Source organism: Kitasatospora sp. A2-31, assembly GCF_022288725.1.
Classification (GTDB): Bacteria; Actinomycetota; Actinomycetes; order Streptomycetales; family Streptomycetaceae; genus Kitasatospora.
Genome location: NZ_JAKNTA010000003.1, coordinates 521,600 through 539,286 on the forward strand (window position 1 = coordinate 521,600; position 17,687 = coordinate 539,286).

Annotated in this window: 17 protein-coding genes and 3 tRNA genes; 8 read left to right on the forward strand and 12 right to left on the reverse strand. The window is 70.1% G+C overall.

What is annotated here, in order from left to right; translation table 11 throughout:
• Positions 1 to 487 precede the first annotated feature (487 nt).
• Positions 488 to 694 (forward strand): developmental transcriptional regulator BldC, encoded by a 207-nt coding sequence (gene bldC / locus MCM47_RS11160; RefSeq protein WP_014137253.1) that lies wholly within the window; start codon positions 488 to 490, stop codon positions 692 to 694.
• Between the two features lie 371 nt (positions 695 to 1,065).
• On the opposite strand, the gene MCM47_RS11165 is transcribed toward bldC, so the two are convergent.
• From MCM47_RS11165 to MCM47_RS11175, 3 genes are all read right to left on the reverse strand, one after another.
• Positions 1,066 to 1,139, reverse strand: a tRNA-Asp gene (locus tag MCM47_RS11165).
• A 120-nt stretch (positions 1,140 to 1,259) separates the two neighbouring features.
• The gene (hrpA, locus tag MCM47_RS11170) at positions 1,260 to 5,279 is read right to left on the reverse strand and encodes an ATP-dependent RNA helicase HrpA (RefSeq protein ID WP_374209111.1); all 4,020 of its coding nucleotides are present in this window, start codon (positions 5,277 to 5,279) and stop codon (positions 1,260 to 1,262) included.
• A gap of 225 nt (positions 5,280 to 5,504) precedes the next feature.
• Positions 5,505 to 6,482 (reverse strand): LysR family transcriptional regulator, encoded by a 978-nt coding sequence (locus MCM47_RS11175; RefSeq protein WP_238860920.1) that lies wholly within the window; start codon positions 6,480 to 6,482, stop codon positions 5,505 to 5,507.
• Positions 6,483 to 6,638: 156 nt separating this feature from the next.
• On the opposite strand from MCM47_RS11175, the gene MCM47_RS11180 reads away from it, so the two are divergent.
• On the forward strand, positions 6,639 to 7,559 hold the full coding sequence (locus MCM47_RS11180) for a zinc-binding dehydrogenase (protein WP_238860922.1): 921 nt from the start codon (positions 6,639 to 6,641) through the stop codon (positions 7,557 to 7,559).
• A gap of 140 nt (positions 7,560 to 7,699) precedes the next feature.
• The gene (locus MCM47_RS11185) at positions 7,700 to 8,803 is read left to right on the forward strand and encodes a S9 family peptidase (protein WP_238860924.1); all 1,104 of its coding nucleotides are present in this window, start codon (positions 7,700 to 7,702) and stop codon (positions 8,801 to 8,803) included.
• Positions 8,804 to 8,819: 16 nt separating this feature from the next.
• Here MCM47_RS11185 and MCM47_RS11190 read toward each other — a convergent pair whose 3' ends face one another.
• The 3 genes from MCM47_RS11190 to MCM47_RS41655 form a co-directional block, all read right to left on the reverse strand.
• Positions 8,820 to 9,365 carry a Uma2 family endonuclease gene (locus MCM47_RS11190; protein ID WP_238860926.1) on the reverse strand — a complete coding sequence of 182 codons (546 nt, stop codon included), beginning with the start codon at positions 9,363 to 9,365 and terminating at the stop codon, positions 8,820 to 8,822.
• A 93-nt stretch (positions 9,366 to 9,458) separates the two neighbouring features.
• Positions 9,459 to 9,536: transfer RNA gene (locus MCM47_RS11195), tRNA-Phe, on the reverse strand.
• 33 nt (positions 9,537 to 9,569) lie between these two features.
• A complete protein-coding gene (locus tag MCM47_RS41655; protein WP_255751980.1) occupies positions 9,570 to 9,704 on the reverse strand; it encodes a hypothetical protein in 135 nt (44 codons plus the stop codon).
• 69 nt (positions 9,705 to 9,773) lie between these two features.
• On the opposite strand from MCM47_RS41655, the gene MCM47_RS11200 reads away from it, so the two are divergent.
• Positions 9,774 to 10,907, forward strand: a complete 1,134-nt coding sequence (locus tag MCM47_RS11200; RefSeq protein ID WP_238860928.1) for a hypothetical protein — start codon at positions 9,774 to 9,776, stop codon at positions 10,905 to 10,907.
• Positions 10,908 to 10,977: 70 nt separating this feature from the next.
• Here MCM47_RS11200 and MCM47_RS11205 read toward each other — a convergent pair whose 3' ends face one another.
• The 6 genes from MCM47_RS11205 to MCM47_RS11230 form a co-directional block, all read right to left on the reverse strand.
• A complete protein-coding gene (locus MCM47_RS11205; RefSeq protein ID WP_238860930.1) occupies positions 10,978 to 11,403 on the reverse strand; it encodes a cytotoxic translational repressor of toxin-antitoxin stability system in 426 nt (141 codons plus the stop codon).
• A complete protein-coding gene (locus tag MCM47_RS11210; protein WP_238860932.1) occupies positions 11,400 to 11,816 on the reverse strand; it encodes a prevent-host-death protein in 417 nt (138 codons plus the stop codon). Before MCM47_RS11210 ends, MCM47_RS11205 begins: the two co-directional genes overlap by 4 nt.
• Positions 11,817 to 11,993: 177 nt before the next feature.
• Positions 11,994 to 12,066 (reverse strand) — tRNA-Phe (locus tag MCM47_RS11215).
• 107 nt (positions 12,067 to 12,173) lie between these two features.
• Positions 12,174 to 13,445 (reverse strand): hypothetical protein, encoded by a 1,272-nt coding sequence (locus MCM47_RS11220; protein ID WP_238860935.1) that lies wholly within the window; start codon positions 13,443 to 13,445, stop codon positions 12,174 to 12,176.
• Positions 13,446 to 13,603: 158 nt separating this feature from the next.
• Positions 13,604 to 14,449, reverse strand: a complete 846-nt coding sequence (locus MCM47_RS11225; protein ID WP_238860936.1) for a protein phosphatase 2C domain-containing protein — start codon at positions 14,447 to 14,449, stop codon at positions 13,604 to 13,606.
• 3 nt (positions 14,450 to 14,452) lie between these two features.
• The gene (locus MCM47_RS11230) at positions 14,453 to 15,304 is read right to left on the reverse strand and encodes a sigma-70 region 4 domain-containing protein (protein ID WP_238860938.1); all 852 of its coding nucleotides are present in this window, start codon (positions 15,302 to 15,304) and stop codon (positions 14,453 to 14,455) included.
• 480 nt (positions 15,305 to 15,784) lie between these two features.
• Here MCM47_RS11230 and MCM47_RS11235 point away from each other — a divergent pair, with 480 nt between their 5' ends.
• Genes MCM47_RS11235 through MCM47_RS11250 form a run of 4 tightly spaced genes read left to right on the forward strand, consistent with a single transcriptional unit; the run spans position 15,785 to position 17,653 of the window.
• Positions 15,785 to 16,033 carry a hypothetical protein gene (locus tag MCM47_RS11235; RefSeq protein WP_238860940.1) on the forward strand — a complete coding sequence of 83 codons (249 nt, stop codon included), beginning with the start codon at positions 15,785 to 15,787 and terminating at the stop codon, positions 16,031 to 16,033.
• On the forward strand, positions 16,030 to 17,010 hold the full coding sequence (locus MCM47_RS11240) for a DUF2637 domain-containing protein (RefSeq protein ID WP_238860941.1): 981 nt from the start codon (positions 16,030 to 16,032) through the stop codon (positions 17,008 to 17,010). The genes MCM47_RS11235 and MCM47_RS11240 overlap by 4 nt, the downstream gene beginning before the upstream one ends.
• On the forward strand, positions 17,007 to 17,342 hold the full coding sequence (locus MCM47_RS11245) for a hypothetical protein (protein WP_238860943.1): 336 nt from the start codon (positions 17,007 to 17,009) through the stop codon (positions 17,340 to 17,342). The genes MCM47_RS11240 and MCM47_RS11245 overlap by 4 nt, the downstream gene beginning before the upstream one ends.
• Positions 17,339 to 17,653 carry a hypothetical protein gene (locus tag MCM47_RS11250; RefSeq protein ID WP_238860946.1) on the forward strand — a complete coding sequence of 105 codons (315 nt, stop codon included), beginning with the start codon at positions 17,339 to 17,341 and terminating at the stop codon, positions 17,651 to 17,653. Before MCM47_RS11245 ends, MCM47_RS11250 begins: the two co-directional genes overlap by 4 nt.
• Positions 17,654 to 17,687: the final 34 nt, after the last annotated feature.

Consider the following 17,687-nt stretch of genomic DNA (forward strand, 5'->3'; position numbering starts at 1 on the left):
GCCTGTCGGTGGTACTTGTAAGACTGAAGGGGTCCTACGGCCCGAGTGGTATGACCAAGGTCCCGGTTCGGGTCAATAGCTGTCGAACGTGACACTACTCACCGTTGACGCGAACTTACCCCTATGTGCAAAAATGGGACAACCAGCCCAACTTCACGTGAGCGTGCCCACTTTTGGGTGGTTCTGGAGTCGATGCGTGCTTTGCGGGGAAACGGCGGGTCTGGTCCCCTCGTAACTAGATGTCACTATAAAGTGACTGTCCGTTATGGGGTGGTCCATCGCCATCCGTCGGCCTTGAACCCGTGAGGGCTCAATTTTGGCGGTTTGGTCGATAGGGCTGGACGGATGGTGTAGTTGTAGACACCAGGACAAGCCGTTCGTCCTATAACCGACTCGGCCCGTCTATGCCATTTCGGGCATCGCGGGCCAAGGTGCAGAATTTGAAGGATAGAACCGCCCTGGTTCGGTTCTCCCGAGGAGGCCGCTCATGACCGCTCGTACCCCTGATGCTGAGCCCCTGCTGACGCCGGCAGAGGTAGCCACCATGTTCCGCGTGGACCCGAAGACGGTTACCCGCTGGGCCAAGGCGGGCAAGCTCACGTCCATTCGCACCCTCGGCGGCCACCGCCGGTACCGCGAGGCGGAGGTGCGCGCTCTGCTGGCCGGTATTCCCGCCCAGCGCACCGAGGCCTGACGGCCGAAGGCTCTTTCAAAGGGGCCGCTTACCGGACTCCGCCGGGTCCGGTAAGCGGCCCCTTTGCGTGCCCCGGCGCGATCGGCGGGGGCGCTGCCGGGGAGCATCCCGGTCGCCCGGAATGTTGAACTCCACATAACGATTTGATGGGCGTGGGGCGGGGGGGATTTACTGTGAATAGCAGTGCAATTTTACATATTAAATTAGCGGCCGCGCGGAGGGGGTGAAGACCGTGTGTTCGCCGGGGAAGGTGAGTGACGACCGTCACACGGTCTGTCACTTGTGGTCTAGACCTAGTCCAGGGTATAAGCGGGCGGCGGTGAAACGACGAGAGGCCCGGAACCAAACGGTTCCGGGCCTCTCGGCTACGGCGATCCCGACGGGACTTGAACCCGCGACCTCCACCTTGACAGGGTGGCGAGCTAACCAACTGCTCCACGGGACCAGAGATTTCTGATCCGTTCGCTTTGCTTGCCGCGCTGCGAACAAGACAGATCGTAGCCCATGTGGGGCCCCCAGGTCGAACTGGCTCCTGAGGGCCCCCGGCCCGCTGAGCTGGGCGGCCTCACAACGTCGCCCGGGCCGCCTCCATCGCCTTCATGATCCGCTTCTCGGAGACGGGGGTCGGCGTACCGAGCGACTGCGCGAAGAAGCTGACCCGCAGCTCCTCGATCATCCAGCGGATCGCCAGCACCTCCGGCGAGGGCTGCCGGCCCGCCGGCACCGCCGCCAGCAGCTCCCCGTACTCCTGCTGCACCTGCTGGACCTTCAGCAGCTGCTGGGCGTCCCGCTGCGGGTGGTTGGGCAGCGCCTCCAGCCGGCGGTCCACCGCCAGCAGGTAGCGCTTGAGGTCCGGCAGCCGCTGCCAGCCCGTCTCGGTGACGAAGCCCGGGTGCACCAGCGAGGCCAGGTGCAGCCGGACGTCGTTGACCGCCGACAGCAGCACCGGGCTGCTCACCGACTTCAGCCGGGTCGACGCCTTGTGGAAGGCGATCAGCGCGGAGGCGGTCTTCAGCGTGGTGTCCGCCGAGAGGTCGTACAGGTCCGCCCGTACCTTGTCGTGCAGCTTGCCGAAGGCGGCCTCGTCCCAGGCCGGACCGCCGGCCAGGGACATCAGCCGGTCGGCGGCGCAGGCCACCACGTCCTCGAAGAGCGCCGGGATCGAGCCGTGCGGGTTGTACGACAGGGCGAGCTTCGCCTGGTTGCCCAGCCGCCCCTGGATCGACTTCGCCGGGGAGGTGGTGGTCAGCATCAGCAGCCGCCGGGTGCCCGCCCACATCGCCGCGGCCTGCGCCTCCGGGGTGTCGAACAGCTTGACGCCGACCGCGTCCTGCTCGTCCACCAGCGCCGGGTAGGCGCGCAGCGAGTGGCCGCGCGAGCGCTGCTCGAAGGTCCGCTGCAGGACGGGCAGCGAGGCCGGCCAGGCGGTCAGCCCGGACTGCTCGATGCCGCGCCCGGAGGCGGCCGAGGAGAGCGTCTCCTTGAGCTTGGGCTTCAGCTTCAGCCGCAGCTCCTCCAGGTCCTTGGACTCGGCGAGGTTCCGGCGGCCGTCCACCACCCGGAAGGTCACCTTGAGGTGCTCCGGCACCCGCTCCTCGTCCCAGGCCTCCGGCGGCACGGTGACCGCCGTCAGCCGCTTGAGGACGAGCTCCAGGGTGGGCAGCAGCGGCTCGCCGGACCCGAAGGTGCCGGCGGCCTGGCGCTCCCTCACCTGGCGCAGCGCCGCCCTGGCGAAGTCCGGGGCCGGGACGAAGTTGCGCCGGACCGCCTTGGGGAGCGACTTGATCCAGGCGGTGACCAGTTCCTCGCGCAGGCCGGGGATCTGCCAGTCGAAGCCCTCCGCGGTCACCTGGTTGAGCACCGGGAGCGGGATGTGGACGGTCACGCCGTCCGCGTCGCTGCCCGGCTCGAACTGGTAGGTCAGCTTGAAGCGGAGCTTGCCCTGCTGCCAGTGGTCCGGGTAGTCGGCCTCGGTGACGCCGTCGGCGGCGTCGTTGATCAGCATCGACTTCTCGAAGTTGAGCAGGTCCGGCTGCTCGTGCCGGGCCTTCTTCCACCAGGAGTCGAAGTGCCGGGTGGAGACGACGTCGTCCGGCAGGCGGCTGTCGTAGAAGTCGAACAGGGTCTGGTCGTCGACCAGGATGTCCCGGCGGCGGGCCCGGTTCTCCAGTTCCTCGACCTCGCCGAGCAGTTTGCGGTTCTCGGCGAAGAAGCGGTGGTGGGTCTCCCAGTCGCCCTCGACCAGCGCGTTGCGGATGAACAGCTCGCGGCAGAGCTCCGGGTCGATCCGGCCGTAGTTGACCTTGCGCTGGGCGACGATCGGCATCCCGTAGAGGGTGACCTTCTCGTAGGCCATCACCGCGCCGGCCTTCTTCTCCCAGTGCGGCTCGCTGTGGCTGCGCTTGATCAGGTGGCCGGCCAGCGGCTCCACCCACTCGGGCTCGATCCTGGCGTTGATCCGGGCCCACAGCCGGGACGTCTCGACCAGCTCGGCCGACATCACCCAGCGCGGCGGCTTCTTGAACAGGCCGGAGCCCGGGAAGACCGCGAACCGCGCCCCGCGGGCGCCGCCGTACTCGCGCTTCTCCACGTCGAACAGGCCGATGTGGGAGAGCAGGCCGGCCAGCAGCGACTGGTGGATCCGGTCGGCGTCCGGCTCGGCGTCCGGGTGGGGCTCCTCGATGGTCACGCCGAGCTGCTTGGCGACCGTGCGCAGCTGCGAGTAGATGTCCTGCCACTCCCGTATCCGCAGGTAGTTGAGGAACTCGGCCTTGCACATCCGGCGGAAGGCGGAGGAGGAGAGCTCCTTCTGCTGCTCCCGGACGTAGCGCCACATGGCCAGGTACGAGAGGAAGTCGGAGGTCTCCGACTGGAAGCGGCGGTGCCGGTCGTCGGCCGCCTGGCGCTTCTCGGTGGGCCGCTCCCGCGGGTCCTGGATGGAGAGCGCGGCCGCGATCACCATGACGTCGCGGACGCAGCCGTTCCGGTCGGCCTCCAGGACCATCCGGGCCATCCGCGGGTCCACCGGGAGCTGGGCCAGCTTGCGGCCGAGCGGGGTGAGGCGCTTGCGGGCGTCCTTCTCGTCCGGGTTCAGCGCCCCGAGCTCGTGCAGCAGGTTGACGCCGTCCTTGATGTTGCGGGAGTCCGGCGGGTCCAGGAACGGGAAGGCGGCGATGTCGCCGAGGCCGGCGGCGGTCATCTGGAGGATGACCGAGGCCAGGTTGGTGCGCAGGATCTCGGCGTCCGTGAACTCGGGGCGGGAGAGGAAGTCCTCCTCCGAGTAGAGCCGGATGCAGATGCCGTCCGAGGTGCGGCCGCAGCGGCCCTTGCGCTGGTTGGCGCTGGCCTGGCTGATCGCCTCGATCGGGAGCCGCTGCACCTTGGTGCGGTGGCTGTAGCGCGAGATCCGGGCGGTGCCCGGGTCGATCACGTACTTGATGCCGGGGACGGTGAGCGAGGTCTCGGCGACGTTGGTCGCCAGCACGATCCGGCGGCTGCTGGAGCGCTGGAAGACCTTGTGCTGCTCGGCCGAGCTCAGCCGGGCGTAGAGCGGGAGGACCTCGGTGGACTTCAGCTTCATCCGGTTGAGCGCGTCGGCGGTGTCGCGGATCTCCCGCTCGCCGGAGAGGAAGACCAGGATGTCACCGGGGCCCTCCGCCTGCAGTTCCTCGGCGGCGTCGCAGATCGCCTGGATCTGGTCGCGGTCGCGGTCGGCGTCGGTGGAGTCGTCCTCGGCGTCCTCGTCGAGGATCGGGCGGTAGCGGACCTCGACCGGGTACGTCCGGCCGGACACCTCGATGATCGGGGCGTCGCCGAAGTGGCGGGCGAAGCGCTCGGGGTCGATGGTCGCGGAGGTGATGACGACCTTGAGGTCCGGGCGGCGGGGCAGCAGCTGCTTGACGTAGCCCAGGATGAAGTCGATGTTGAGGCTGCGTTCGTGCGCCTCGTCGATGATCAGGGTGTCGTACTGGCGCAGCTCGCGGTCGGTCTGGATCTCCGCGAGCAGGATGCCGTCCGTCATCAGCTTGACCAGGGTGTCCTGGCCGACCTGGTCGGTGAACCGGACCTTCCAGCCGACCGCCTCGCCGAGCGGGGTGCGCAGCTCCTCGGCGACCCGCTCCGCCACCGTGCGGGCGGCGATCCGGCGGGGCTGGGTGTGGCCGACCAGGCCGCGGATGCCGCGGCCCAGCTCCAGGCAGATCTTCGGGATCTGGGTGGTCTTGCCGGAGCCGGTCTCGCCCGCCACGATCACCACCTGGTGGTCGCGGATGGCCGCCAGGATCTCGTCCTTCTTCTGGCTGACCGGGAGCTCGGCGGGATAGGTGATGGTCGGGACGGCGGCGCGGCGCTGCTCGACCAGCAGTTCGGCGCGCTCGATGTCGCCGGCGATCTCGGCGGCGATCTGCGCACGCGCCTCGGGCTTGCGGACCCGGCGGGCGCCCTCCAGACGGCGCCCGATCCGCACCTCGTCGCGGAGGGTCAGCGCGGGGAGACGGGCGGCCAGCTCGCCGATGCCCGGGCCCGTGTCGGGCGCCTGGGCGGATGCGTCGGCGGACTGGACTGCGGGAGAACTCACTGCGGGCATCCCTCTAGGTTCGCAAGGAGGCGGGGTGGTGTGCACCCCGGTTTTCGAGCCCCTCCAGTGTCACAGCCGCCGGTGCGGACACGCGAACCCCGGGCGGCCGGTCGTTCGAACGGCGGTCGGCGGCGCAGGGGGCCGGCCGCGGGCGCGCCTCGGCGCGGGTGGGCAGGGGCGGGGCGGGCGGAGAGGCCGGGCCGGCCGGGCGACCGGTTCGGTGCCGCGGGGGGCTCAGCGGCCCAAGGCGTCCTCGTCCGGGCCGGGCAGCCAGTCCCGCGCAGGGTCGTACTCCAGCCAGCGGCTGCGCCGCGCCTCCTCGCCGAACGCCTCCAGCAGCGGTTCCAGTCGGGGGTGCGGCTGGGCGTCGTCCTCGCGCCACACCAGCGACCAGGCGTAGAGCGGTGTGGGGTCGACCAGCGGGACGGTCCGCACACCGGGCCGACCGTCGCTCGCCGCCGGGGGGTCGGGCAGCGGGCAGTCGGCGGGGAGGAGGGAGAAGCAGGTCGGGTCGGTGCGCACCCTCTCGACGAAGTGCTCCAGGCCGAGGTTGGTCGAGCCGGCCCGCCCCTCGACGCCGAACCGGTCGGCGAACCGGGTCAGGAAGTCCAGCCGGTCCACCGCGGCCGGGTAGCGCAGCACGCTGTCGCGCAGGTCGGCCGGGCGGAGCGTGTCCCGCCCGGCCAGCGGGTGGTCGGTGCTCAGCAGCGCGTCCACCGGCTCCAGCCGGACCAGCCGGTGCGCCAGCCCCGCGTCCCGGCCGTCCGGCAGCGGGTGCACCCGGCCGAACCCGGCGTCCGACTCGCCCCGCAGCACGGCGGCCGCCACCGACGGCAGGTCCCGCCCCGGCACCGGCTCCACCTCCAGGCCCGGCAGCCCCTCGACGGCGCGCGCCACGGTCCGCATCGGTGCGTACAGGTGCCCCCACACGTCGATGCGCAGCGGCCGCCGCGGACGGGCCACCGCCGCCACCGCCCGGTCGCCGTCGACGAGCAGCCGGCGGGCCGGATCCAGGAAGCGTCGGCCGGCCGGGGTCAGCCCGACGCCGTGCGCGTCGCGGTCGAGCAGCCGGGCCCCGAGCGCGGCCTCCAGCCGGGCGACCCGCTTGGAGAGCGCCTGCTGGCTGATCGCCAACCGTGCGGCGGCGCGCCCGAAGTGCAGCTCCTCGGCCGCCGCCGTGAAGGCGCGGACCTGGGCGAGATCGAGATCCATGGCCGCCCAGCGTAGGGGCGACAACGGTCGGTTGTCCTCCCACCTGAGCGGTTGTTGGACCGGCCCCGGACGGCCGGGGTCTGCTGGGAACCGCCCCGGGACCGCCGCCGCGGCCGCCGGACCGCCCGGCGCGGGGCCGAGGGAGGGAGCAGGAGCATGAAGGCGCTGACACCGACCGGACGGGCCGACGCCGCGGTCGGGTTCGCCGAGGTGGAGCAGCCGCGGCCGGGCCCTGGCGAGGCCCTGGTCAAGGTCGAGGCGTTCTCGGTCAACCGGGGCGAGACCTTCCAGCTGGAGGCCCCCGGGCCGGGCTGGCGCCCCGGCAAGGACGTCGCCGGACTGGTCGTGCAGGCCGCCGCCGACGGGTCCGGCCCGGGCGTCTGCCGCCGGGTGGTCGGCCACCCGCCCGCCGGCGGCTGGGCCGAGTACGTCTGCGTCCCGACCGCGTCGCTGGCCCAGATCCCGGACGAGCTGGACAGCGTGCGGGCCGCCGCCCTGCCGCTGGCCGGCCTGACCGCCGTCCGGCTGCTGCGCACCGCCGGGGCCCTGGCCGGCCGCCGGGTGCTGCTGACCGGCGCCTCCGGGGGCGTCGGCCACTACGTCACCGAGCTGGCCGCGGCCGCCGGAGCCGAGCTGACCGTCGTCACCGCCTCGCCGGAGCGCGGCCGGCGCCTGGCCGAGCTGGGCGCGGCGGAGGTGGTGCACGAGCTCTCCGCGGCGCGCGGGCCGTACGACCTCGTGCTGGAGTCGACCGGCGGCCCGAACCTGCCGCTGGCGCTCACCCGGCTGGCCCGGCGCGGCACGCTGATCTGGTTCGGCCAGGCCTCCCGGACGCCTGCGACGCTCGATTTCTTCGGCTTCTTCGCCGGGCCGGAGTCGGCCACCCTGCGGCACTTCCACTACGCCGACTCCGACGTGCCCGACGGGGTGGACCTCGCCACCCTGGTCCGCCTGGTGGGCGAGGGCCGGCTGACCCCGGAGATCGGCCGGGTCGCGCCCTGGACGGAGACCGCCGCCGTGCTCACCGATCTGCGGGAGCGCCGGATCCGCGGCAAGGCCGTGCTCACCCTGGCCTGACCCCGCGGGCCGGCCGGCGCCTGACCGGCCCACCGCCCGCGCGCGCCCATCCGCCCTCCCCACCCGCCGTACCCACCAGCCGTACCCACCAGCCGTGCCCACCCGCCGTGCCCGAACCCGCAGAGGAGCGAACCGCACCCATGACCGGCACCCCGTCCCCGGCCCCGTCCCCGGCCCTCCCCGACCTCTCCTTCCTCGACCACCCGGAGCTGCTCCCGGCCTTCGTCGAGGAGAACCGCCCCCGCGCCACCGGGGCCGGGTTGGACCCGCACGAGTACACCCGGGTCACCGCCCCGCTGCGCTCCCTGCACGAGTGGCCCGCAGCCTGTCGCGCGGCCGGCCGCCGTCACCTGGCCGCCGCCGACCGCGCCGCCGCCCAGGGCCGTACGGTGTCGGCAGGCGAGGCGTACCGGGTGGCCGCCCGCTGGTTCCACGTCGCCGGTCTGCTGCCGCACCCCGACCGCTCGGCCGCGGCAGAAGCCGCCGCCGAGGCGGACGAGGCGATGCGCCGGGCGCTGGCCCACCTCGACCCGGCGGCCGAGCGGGTCGAGGGCGGCTCCTTCGCCGGTTGGCTCCGCCGCCCGACCGGGGTGGCCCATCCCCCGGTGGTGCTGGTCGTCCCGGGGATGGACTCCGGCAAGGAGGAGTTCCACGCCGTCGCCGAGGCCCTGCTGGCCCGCGGCACCGCGGTCCTCGCCCTGGACGGGCCGGGGCAGGGCGTGCTCGCCGCGACCAGCGCACCCGAGCCGGACTACCACCGCGTGGTCGGCCGGGTGATCGACGCCCTGACCACGCACGGCGGCGTGGACACCGACCGGGTGGGCGTGATCGGCCTCAGCCTGGGCGGCTACTACGCGGTGACCGCCGCCGCCCACGAACCCCGGATCCGCGCCACGGCCGTCGTCAGCGGCCCGTACCGGCTGGACTGGGACGCCCTGGTCCCCTTCGTCACGGCGACCCTGACCCAGCGCTGCGGTACCCCGGAGGAGGCCCGAGCCTTCGCCGCCCGCGTCGACCTGACCGGTCTCGCCCCGGCGGTCGCCGGTCCCCTCCTCGTCGTCGAGGGCGGCGAGGACCGCATCCCGGGCGTCACCAACGCCGACGTCCTGGCGGACCGGGCCCCGCACGCGGAACTCCTGCTGGTGCCGCACGGCAACCACCTGCTGGGCAACGCCCTCGCCGACTGGCTCCCCGCCGCCGCCGACTGGCTCACCGCCCGACTCGGCACCCCGTCAGCCCGGTGACCGGGTCGCCAGGTCCTCAGTAGCCGAGCAGCCCGTCGGTGACCAGCTCGAAGTCGAACGGTTCGGGGAGGTGCAGTGTCTCGCCGAACTCGATGTCCTCACGACGGTGGTACTTGGTGCCGTCAGGGCGGCTGAACAGGGTGACCGTCTTCTGCCGGGCATCGACCAGCAGGTAGAGCGGGATCCCCATCAGCGGGTAGTCACGCACCTTGCCGACCCAGTCGTTCTCCGGGTTGGAGGGGGAGACGAGTTCGACGGCGATGGCGGCGAGCTCGGCGGGGACCTGGTTCTCGGTGGTCTCCAGGGCCTCCGCGGGGAGGTAGGTCAGATCGGGGTTGCGGCTCTTGCCGACGTTCGGTGACACGAGGTCCGTGTTCTCGCTCGGCAGCAGCTCGGCGGGCACATGGGCGTCGAACTGGCGGCGCACCACCAGGAGGTTCCGCTGGTGGATGCCCGTGGCGCTGACCATCATCACGATGGTGTCGCCCGAGATCTCGACCTTGAACCCGTCAGGCAGGCTCCTGCGGGCTTCGTCGAGGAGGGCGAAGTGCTCCGGGTTCATCAGCGGCGTCTCCTGACGGTGGACCGGCGGCATCTCAGCGTAGCTCCGGGGAACGCGAAAGGCCCCGTGAACTCTCCGGGGCCTTTCCCACGGTGGCCAGGGCCGGGGTCGAACCGGCGACCTTCCGCTCTTCAGGCCACGCCGGGGCATTGGAATGCCCTGATGTGAGCGCTTCTGCCGTCCGTAGGAGTGCGGCTTCGGACGTCATCGTGCGCGGCGGTTGGCGTCAGTGTTGGCGTCAATCGGAGTTACGGGATCGGTGAGCTTGCGTCCCGCGCCGATCCAGCCGACGAGACCTCGGATCTGCTCGACGGTGCGTGGCTGCTCGGGTTCCATCATCGCTTCCTGTCTGGCTCGGGCTTGGCGGATTCCACCATCAGGGGTCGGGGTCCCGCTAAGGTCGCAGCGATGAGCGAGTACCAGTACTACGAGTTCCTGGCGATCGACCGGCCGCTGACCAGCGACGAGCAGGAGCAACTGCGGGCGCTGTCCACCCGAGCCCGGATCACCGCGACCAGCTTCACCAACGAATATCAATGGGGCAACTTCCGCGGTGATCCGAGGCGGATGGTGGAGCAGTACTACGACGCTCACCTCTACCTGACCAACTGGGGCACCCACCGGGTGATCCTGCGCGTGCCCAAGGGGCACCTCGCGCTGCGGGCGGTGGAGCCGTACTGCTTCGACGAGTGCGTCGAGTCGTGGACGACCGAAACCCACCTCGTTCTGGACCTAAGCAGCGAGGACGAGGGCGCGGATCGGGAGGAGGGCGCCGAGGACTCGCTCGGTGCCATCGCTGGGGTACGGGCCGAGCTGGCTTCCGGGGATCACCGTGCCCTGTACCTCGCGTGGCTGTCCGCCATCGGCGCTTGGGCGCTGCAGGACGATGACGAGGAGGCTTACCAGGACGAGGTCGAGCCCCCGGTCCCGGCCGGGCTCGATCGGCTCACCGCACCGCAGCGAGCGCTCGCGGACTTCCTGCGCGTCGACGCCGACCTGCTGGCGGTCGCCGCTCAGGCCAGCCCGCCCGCCCCCGCCCCTCGGAAGCGGCCCGGGAAGAAGGAGCTGGCGCCGCTGATCGCCGCGCTTCCCGAGACGGAGAAGGATGACCTCCTCTTGCGCCTCGCGTTGGGTGGCGAGCCTCAGCTGGGAGCTGAACTCGTGCGCCGGCTGCGGGGCGAGCCGTCTGTCGCGACCGTGCCGGGGCAGCGCTCCGCCGCCGAACTGCTGGATGCCGCGCACGCGCGAGTCGCTGAGCGTCGGCAGCTCGCCGAGCAGGATCGAGTGGAGGCTCGGGCGGCGAAGCTGTCCATCCTGGCTGCCGACGAGGAAGCGATCTGGCGCGAGGTCGAGAGCCACGTCGCCCGTAAGCAGGCGGCCCGCTACGACACCGCCGTGGCCCTCCTGGCCGAGCTCCGTGGCGCCTGTGACCACGTCGGGCGCGGACTGGAGTTCCGGCAGCGGCTGGCCGCGCTCCGCGACCGGTACCGGCACCTGCCCGGCCTGCTGCGCCGGCTCGACGACCGGGCCTTGCGGGGCTGAGGCCCGTCCTTCCCACTGGTGGGTCCGCCGAGGGACACCGCCGACTCCGGCTGCAACCCGGCGACCGGGGTCAGCGGCCCTCGGTCCAGAACTGCTGGAGTCGCGCGATCGCCTGGGCCTTGTCCAGCTCGGCGACCTGGTCCTCGGCGAGTCCGACGCGGTTGATCAGCATGTGGACCAGATCCGCGGGAAGCGCGTCGCGTGGCGGCTCGGGCACGCCTCGATCGGGCAGTGTGCCGTCCAGGACGCACGGCCAGAAGACATTCTCCGTCACGTCCAGCTGATCGCGGAGGATGTGTGCCCACATGCTCGCGCCGTACGCGGTGCGGTCGACCGGATGCGACACCCGAGTGCGCAGGATCCGCCCATCGGGGAGCGCGAACTCATAGGTGATGTGGTGGGTGCCGGTGCGGCCGCGCGCGTCACGTACACGGTCCCAGCCTTCAACCTTGCAGAACTGCTCGTGTCGTTCGCGGGTCGGCTGAGGCCAGGTCACTTCGCGACTCCGAGCAGCCAATCGCGGAGCTGCGCGTCGTCGCTGAGGCCGATCAGCTGAACGAGGCCCCAGTTGTCGCGGTGGTTGGGAGCGCTCAGGAGTCGGTCCTGCCAGTCCTCCGCGTACTCGCGGAGCGCGTCGACCATCTCGTCGATGGCCTCATCAAACGTGCCGCCGTCCGCGGCGACCGGGAGGCCGGGGAAGAACACCGACCAGCCACCGCCCTCGGCGACTACCTCGGCCTTGGACGGGCACAGCAGCGTGAGGGCATGGCGCAGCCGCCCCGCGTCGACCACCGCCGCGTACCCGGTGTCACGGCGAACGGTCGCGACCCGGCCCTGCCCGGCCGCGTCCAGTAGGTCCTTCAGGTGCGCTCGGGCTTCGGTGTAGCTCTCGTAATGGACTGCTGTCATGGGAGCCTCCTCGTCCGAGAACCAGGGTCGCCCCCGCTGTGAAGTACGTCAAGTACGTCACGTACTTGCCGACAGGCGAGAGGATGGTGATCCTCCGCCGTCCCGTTGGCGTCGAACAACACGAAAATGCCCCCGAAGCGATTTGCTTCGAGGGCATCGTGCCTGTTCAGGCGCCTGTGGCCAGGGCCGGGGTCGAACCGGCGACCTTCCGCTTTTCAGGCCGCGTGAGGGCTGCCTGCCTCGGCACGCCGACCACAGCGGTTGGCCTCGTTTGTGCTGCGGCGTCCAGCTCTGTGCGCCGCTGTTGGCGTACGGGGTGGTGTACGCCAAGCAGCAGGTGGGTGCACGGTGGAGCCCTCAGCTGTGTGGTTCTGACTGATCGCTTGGCGTTCGCGAGTGCGGCGGCTCAGTGTGCGATCGGAGCCACCCCAAGAGGGCGGCTCGGCAGACATCAGCAGCCGTCCGATGCAGTCCGCTCTCAGCGATTTGATTTGGAGTTGGCGCGATGAAGCCTGTTTCCTCGTCCATCTCAAGCAGGCTGCTTCCATGCGTGAGGTCTGAGCGAGTGTCGTAGAGTAGCCTTCGGGCGCGCTTATCCTCGGGGGAGCCAGTTGGTGGCGCATATTGGCCAATGAAGCTATTGAACAGCTTGGTTGGGCCATCGGCTATCGGGCGCCGGCACTCCTCGCAGTCGGGCGCGGAATCTGACGTGATTGTCATCGCTTCGATTGCCTGAATGAAGAACTGAAAGCTTGCCGAATTTGAAGAGCTGAATACCTGCCTCGCTAGGTGCATCCAATAGGATGCCCTAAGGATTCTCCGGCGATCTTCGCTGTCGAGATTGGAGAATGCTTGCAGGTGTTCTGAAATGTCTGGCCGAAGCGTTAGGCTGTCGCCGATTGATATCCCAAGCCCTGGCGGCTTGAGCTGGATTTCTGGTAGATCCCCCCGGCTTGATAGCGAATCAGCTGGACCGTCGAGCGCCCCTGTGCAGTGGTATCCGAACTGTGCGTATTCGCTATGTAGGTCATCTATCGGTGCGGCCGGGTCGTGTGTGCTCCACGTGGGGACGAGGACCCATCCCTTGGCGGACGCATTAGGGATCTTCAGGCCGGGGATGAGCAAGGAAAGGATCAGTGTGTACTGGCGAATTGCGCGAGCGGATCGGAAGCCATTCACCCAGGGGTCGGGCGCGCCCAGGTAGCTAATTTCGCAGATTAGTGGATGGTCTGCGAGCAGGAAAGGCGGCTGGGGTGAGCCGGGAGGTACAGGGCGCAGGACGATCTGGTCTTTGAATCGCCAGTAGCCATCGACCGGAACATGAGAGTATAGAATCGCCTTGGCGACCTTACGTACGGGAGCCACCAATAGCTTCTCTTTCACCTCCAGCTCAATCTGGTCGAGTAGTTGATTCGTCAGTCCCGACAGTGGGGTAAGGTTGGATATGGCCCCAGTCTTCTTGTCGTAGGTTATGCGCATTCGGGCGCGCCCGTTCGTGAGCTCAACGCTGCGGTCCGATTGGTACTGTCCGGACGGAAAGAAGTTGACCAGAATATTTCTGAGCTCGCTATCATCGACCTCCCCCATGTGAAGTCTGCGCTCTAGTTGATTCCGTCCAGTGCTGCCCATGGCTGCCTCTCCTGTGGGTAGGGTGGCTATAGCTGGGGTTGCGATTTTAGATGGCCCTGGCAATCTCATCCACTGAATAGATGATGATTACGGCCGCCGGGACCTGCTCGCCAGCGGCGAGCAGGTCTCCGAGTTGGCGAGCTGCTGTGGAGTGGTGATCACGACTGCGGCTTGTGGGTGAGGTTCCTGAGACCCCAAGGCGCTTGGCAGAAGGCGACCGCAGCGTCATCGCTGGCCTTGTAGCGGGGCCAGCGCACGCCATCCGGGTCGGTGGCCTCAATCGTCCGAACTGACGAAATCAGTCCTTCGACGCCCGACTCCCGGAGCGTGGTGAACACCTCGCTCCAGGAAGCCGCACGATACTCGGTCACCAGCCGCGACACGCCATCGGACATGACGGCGACCGCCTCTACACCAGCCAATGGCATTACTCCGGTGAGCGCGTGGTGTGCCGCTTCGCCGTTGGAGGCCGCTACCCAGTAGCCGCCAGGGGTGTTCCTGGTGAGCCGCTGTGCCGTAACCATTCGACGGAGGCTCTCGGCGTGCTCCGGCGAGCCGGTGGTGAAGCGTTCCGTCTCCGCGCGAAGCTCGGGCACCACGGTGTCCACCCGCAAGTCGGTGAACACCTCGTAGCCGCCGCCACGCTCGACAACGATGGGAGAATCGGCCAGGACCAGGTACTCGAACTGGTCGACTCCGGCACGGAGAACCGAGACGGTCGCCGACGGTGTGCCGGGGTTGCTGAGGTCGCACTCCGGATGGAGCGCGGCCACCTGATCGAGGGCCTTGGCCAGCCCGTCCGTGAGGGGACAGTCAGGGGTAGCCAGCGAAGCCACCAGGTGGCTTCCGAGTTGGGCGACGTACCACGGGACGCCGTGCCGACAGCCGGTGTCGAGGCCGACCGTACTCAGCCCGTCCAGGACCATGGCCAGCGTCGGGGTTGCGGCCACCCAATCCTCGTTAGGGAGTAGGCCGCCCGGGGCGGTGGCGATGGAGACGCGCATGTGTCAGCCCTCGTGTCGGTAGATCGGGGTGACCCGGCTGCTCTCCAGGACTTCGAGGGTCTTCGGGTCGTAGCGGCAGGAGATGAGCGTGGAGAAGCGCTTCGTGCGTACCTCGCGATAGAGCTCCGCCAGGTGGTTCTCCAGGTAGTGGACGACTCCGTTCGCGCCGACTGCGTGGATGCCTGCGATGTAGAGGAAGGTCCCCTTGCCGTCGAGTCGGGGCAGCCGGCCGAGATAGCCCACGTCTCCGGCTGTGCCGTCCTCATCTAGTGGGGACCGGAATTCGGTCTCGGTACGCAGGTCTACCAGGTGCCAGGCCTTGTCCTTGCGGAAGCGCAAGTTGTCGTCCCCTTCGAGCACTTGGGCAACGATCGGGGACAGGCGCGGACCGCAGATGACCACCAGGTGCTCACGGTTGAGACTAATGATCCCGGACGGTGGAATCACCTCGTAGTCCGACTCCAGCTTGAGGCCGGAGAACAGTCGGCGCAGGTGCTCGAAGTTGCTGAGGTCTTCCCGAGTGACGACCTCGCTCGGGTTCTCCTCCTGGGACTTCCCGGCTTCGTACTTGCCGCCGAGCGCCACGGTCATCGGTCCCATGCCGAAGAACGCGCGTTCCGGCGCGGGGCCGGCCGACGCGAGCTGTCCGACGCGCCCGCGGCTGACACCCAGTTGCGCGGCGATCTCGGCCTGGGTCATGCCCGAAGCGGAGGCCTCTTCGATGGCCTCGCGGCGGACCCGGGAGAGCTCCACGACGCGGCCTTGGTAGTCGGCCATCAGGGCAATGGCCGCTTTGGCGCGCTCGATCGGGACGCCGATGTTGGCGACCCGCTCCATCTCCTCGTGCATGGTCATCCCTTCGCTGCCTAGGGGGGCAAAGCAAGGTTACCGCGAGGGGGGCTTGACGCCTAGGCGTTGCCTGCCTACCTTGGGTATCAGGCAAGGGCGATAGCCCCCCTAGGCAACTAGGGGGCTAGCTTCTCGCTTCTTTGACCTGCGCAAATGCGCCCGGAGGGGTGGGGTGGCAGCCCCCCGAAGGCAGTGCCTGACCTTTGAGAACTCCACAGAGTGCATCCGTGACGGGGCTCGTCCCCGTCCCCGCGCGGACCGGGTGATGTCCGCAACGTTTCGAGTGTCTTTGGTCCCCGATCCGTGCCGCCACAGGACGGGTCGGGGGTCATGGCTGCTCGTGATGTGACGAGTAGCTGGGCCCGCATGAGTCGGGCCGCCACGCCCCCGGCCAAGGAAAGCGTGGCGGCCCTGCGGGCTCACGCCCATCTACCCAGAGGTGAACCCGTGAAGTCGATTGTTGCAGGTCAACGGGCCGTTTCGGCCGTGGAGTTCGCTGAGCTGGCGCTCGGCGTCGACAACGAGCCGTTCGACGCGCTGTTCGGCGGCGTGGCCGGCGAGAGCGAGGCGGAGTACGCGGCCCGGACCGATGTGGCCCGGGAGGTGCTGGCGGAGCTGTGGGAGAGCGACCCGGAGTCGGCGGAGGTGGCCGCGGAGCTGCTGCGGTCCGTCCCGGTCCCGCTGCACCGCCCGCAGGCCGCCCGCCGCCGGTACCGCCCGGGGATCGCGGCGTGACCCGGGCCGGAAAGTTCTGGATGGTGGCGGCCCTGCTGGCCGTCGTCGGCATGGCGTTCCGCGTCTCCTGGAACGCGCTGAAGGACGTGGCGACCGCCGTCGGGGCCGACCCGACCGCCGCCACGGTCTACCCGCTGGTGGTCGACGGCCTCATGGCTCTCGCCCTGATCGCCGTACTCGTCCTCATCGGCGACGACCGGCGGTTCGCTCTGCGGGTCCTGGTCGGCTACACCGCCGCTTCGCTGGTCCTCAACTATGTGCACGGCCTGGTGCCGACTCTGCACACCGGTAGTCGGATGCGGTTGGCGGAGTGGGCGCCCGCGCACTGGGCCCTGGTCCTGCTCGCGAGCAGCCTTCCGGTCGGGTCGATCTACTTCGGGTCGGACCTGGTCGCCAAGGTCCTGCACCACAAGCCAGAGACCGCCGAATCGGTGCAGAGTGGGGCGAATCGGTCGGGGTCTGACCTGCCCGAACCCGCCCCGGCCGAACCGAACGGGTCGGTGTACGAGTCGGCCGACCCCGCCCCCGTCCCGGCCCCGACCACTCCGGTGGCCGAGCCGACCGCACCGGCCACCGAGGCTTCCCCGGCCCCGCCGACCCGGAAGCCGACCGCACCCGCGGCGGCCCGGCCGCGGCGGGCGACCGGCGCGGTGCCGGTGGCGGCCCGCACGACCCGACCGAAGCGCACGGCGGAGGAACTGCTGGACGCGGCGCGGTCGACCACGGCCGACTGGTCGGACGCGGAGCTGACCGCCGACCGCATCCGCACCGCGGTCCGCACGTCCGCCGCCAACGCCCGCACCCTGCGCGACGCGCTGGCCGCCGAGCGCGCCACCCACACGGCCGCCGTCGAGCCGGAGCGGCCCGCGCTGCACGCCGTGCCCGACCCCACCCCGGACGCCGACACCACCACGGCCGAAACCGAGACCGACGCGACCCCCGAGACCACCGACTCCCCCGAGGAGCAGGCATCGTGACCACCACCGCCACCCCCGGCACGCAGATCAACGCGGCCGGCGCCCTGATGGCCATCCTTACCGCCCACTTCGACCTGCCCACGCCGACGATCGGGCTGGAGGAGATGCGTGCCCCCGGGCGGTCCTGGATGTGGGGCCTGCGCATCGCGCTGCACGACGGACTCGACCAGTTCGAGCAGTGGCGTGCCGCCCTCGACCTCGACCCCGCCGGTGTCGACCACAAGCGCCGCGGCACCCTGGCCTGGCTGACCGTGACCGAGGAGTGCTACGGCGTCCCGGTCGAGCTGGTCGGCTTCTACAGCGTGCCCGCGGGTGAGGAGGAGCTGTCGTGACCTCTCTGGCCACCCGCGGCGACGCCGCGTCCGTGCTGCTGATGCTGCTTGCCGAGCACGGGGACATCACCCAGCCCGACCAGTTCGAGGTGTGCGAGTACGAGAGCGAGACCGGTGAACCGGACTGGGGGGTGTGCCTGATCGTCCGCGACTCGCTCGGCCGGTTCGAGCAGTGGCGCCACGCGCTCGACCTCGACCCGTCCTGGATCGACTACAGCAGTTGCCCGCACGGCGCGTGCCTGCGCGCCGGGGGCGAGTACGAGAACGTGCCGGTGGAGCTGTTCGCCGTCGCCGACTTCCCCGGCCAGTAGCCGTGGGACTCCCGCGCTTCTGGGACCCGGAGGG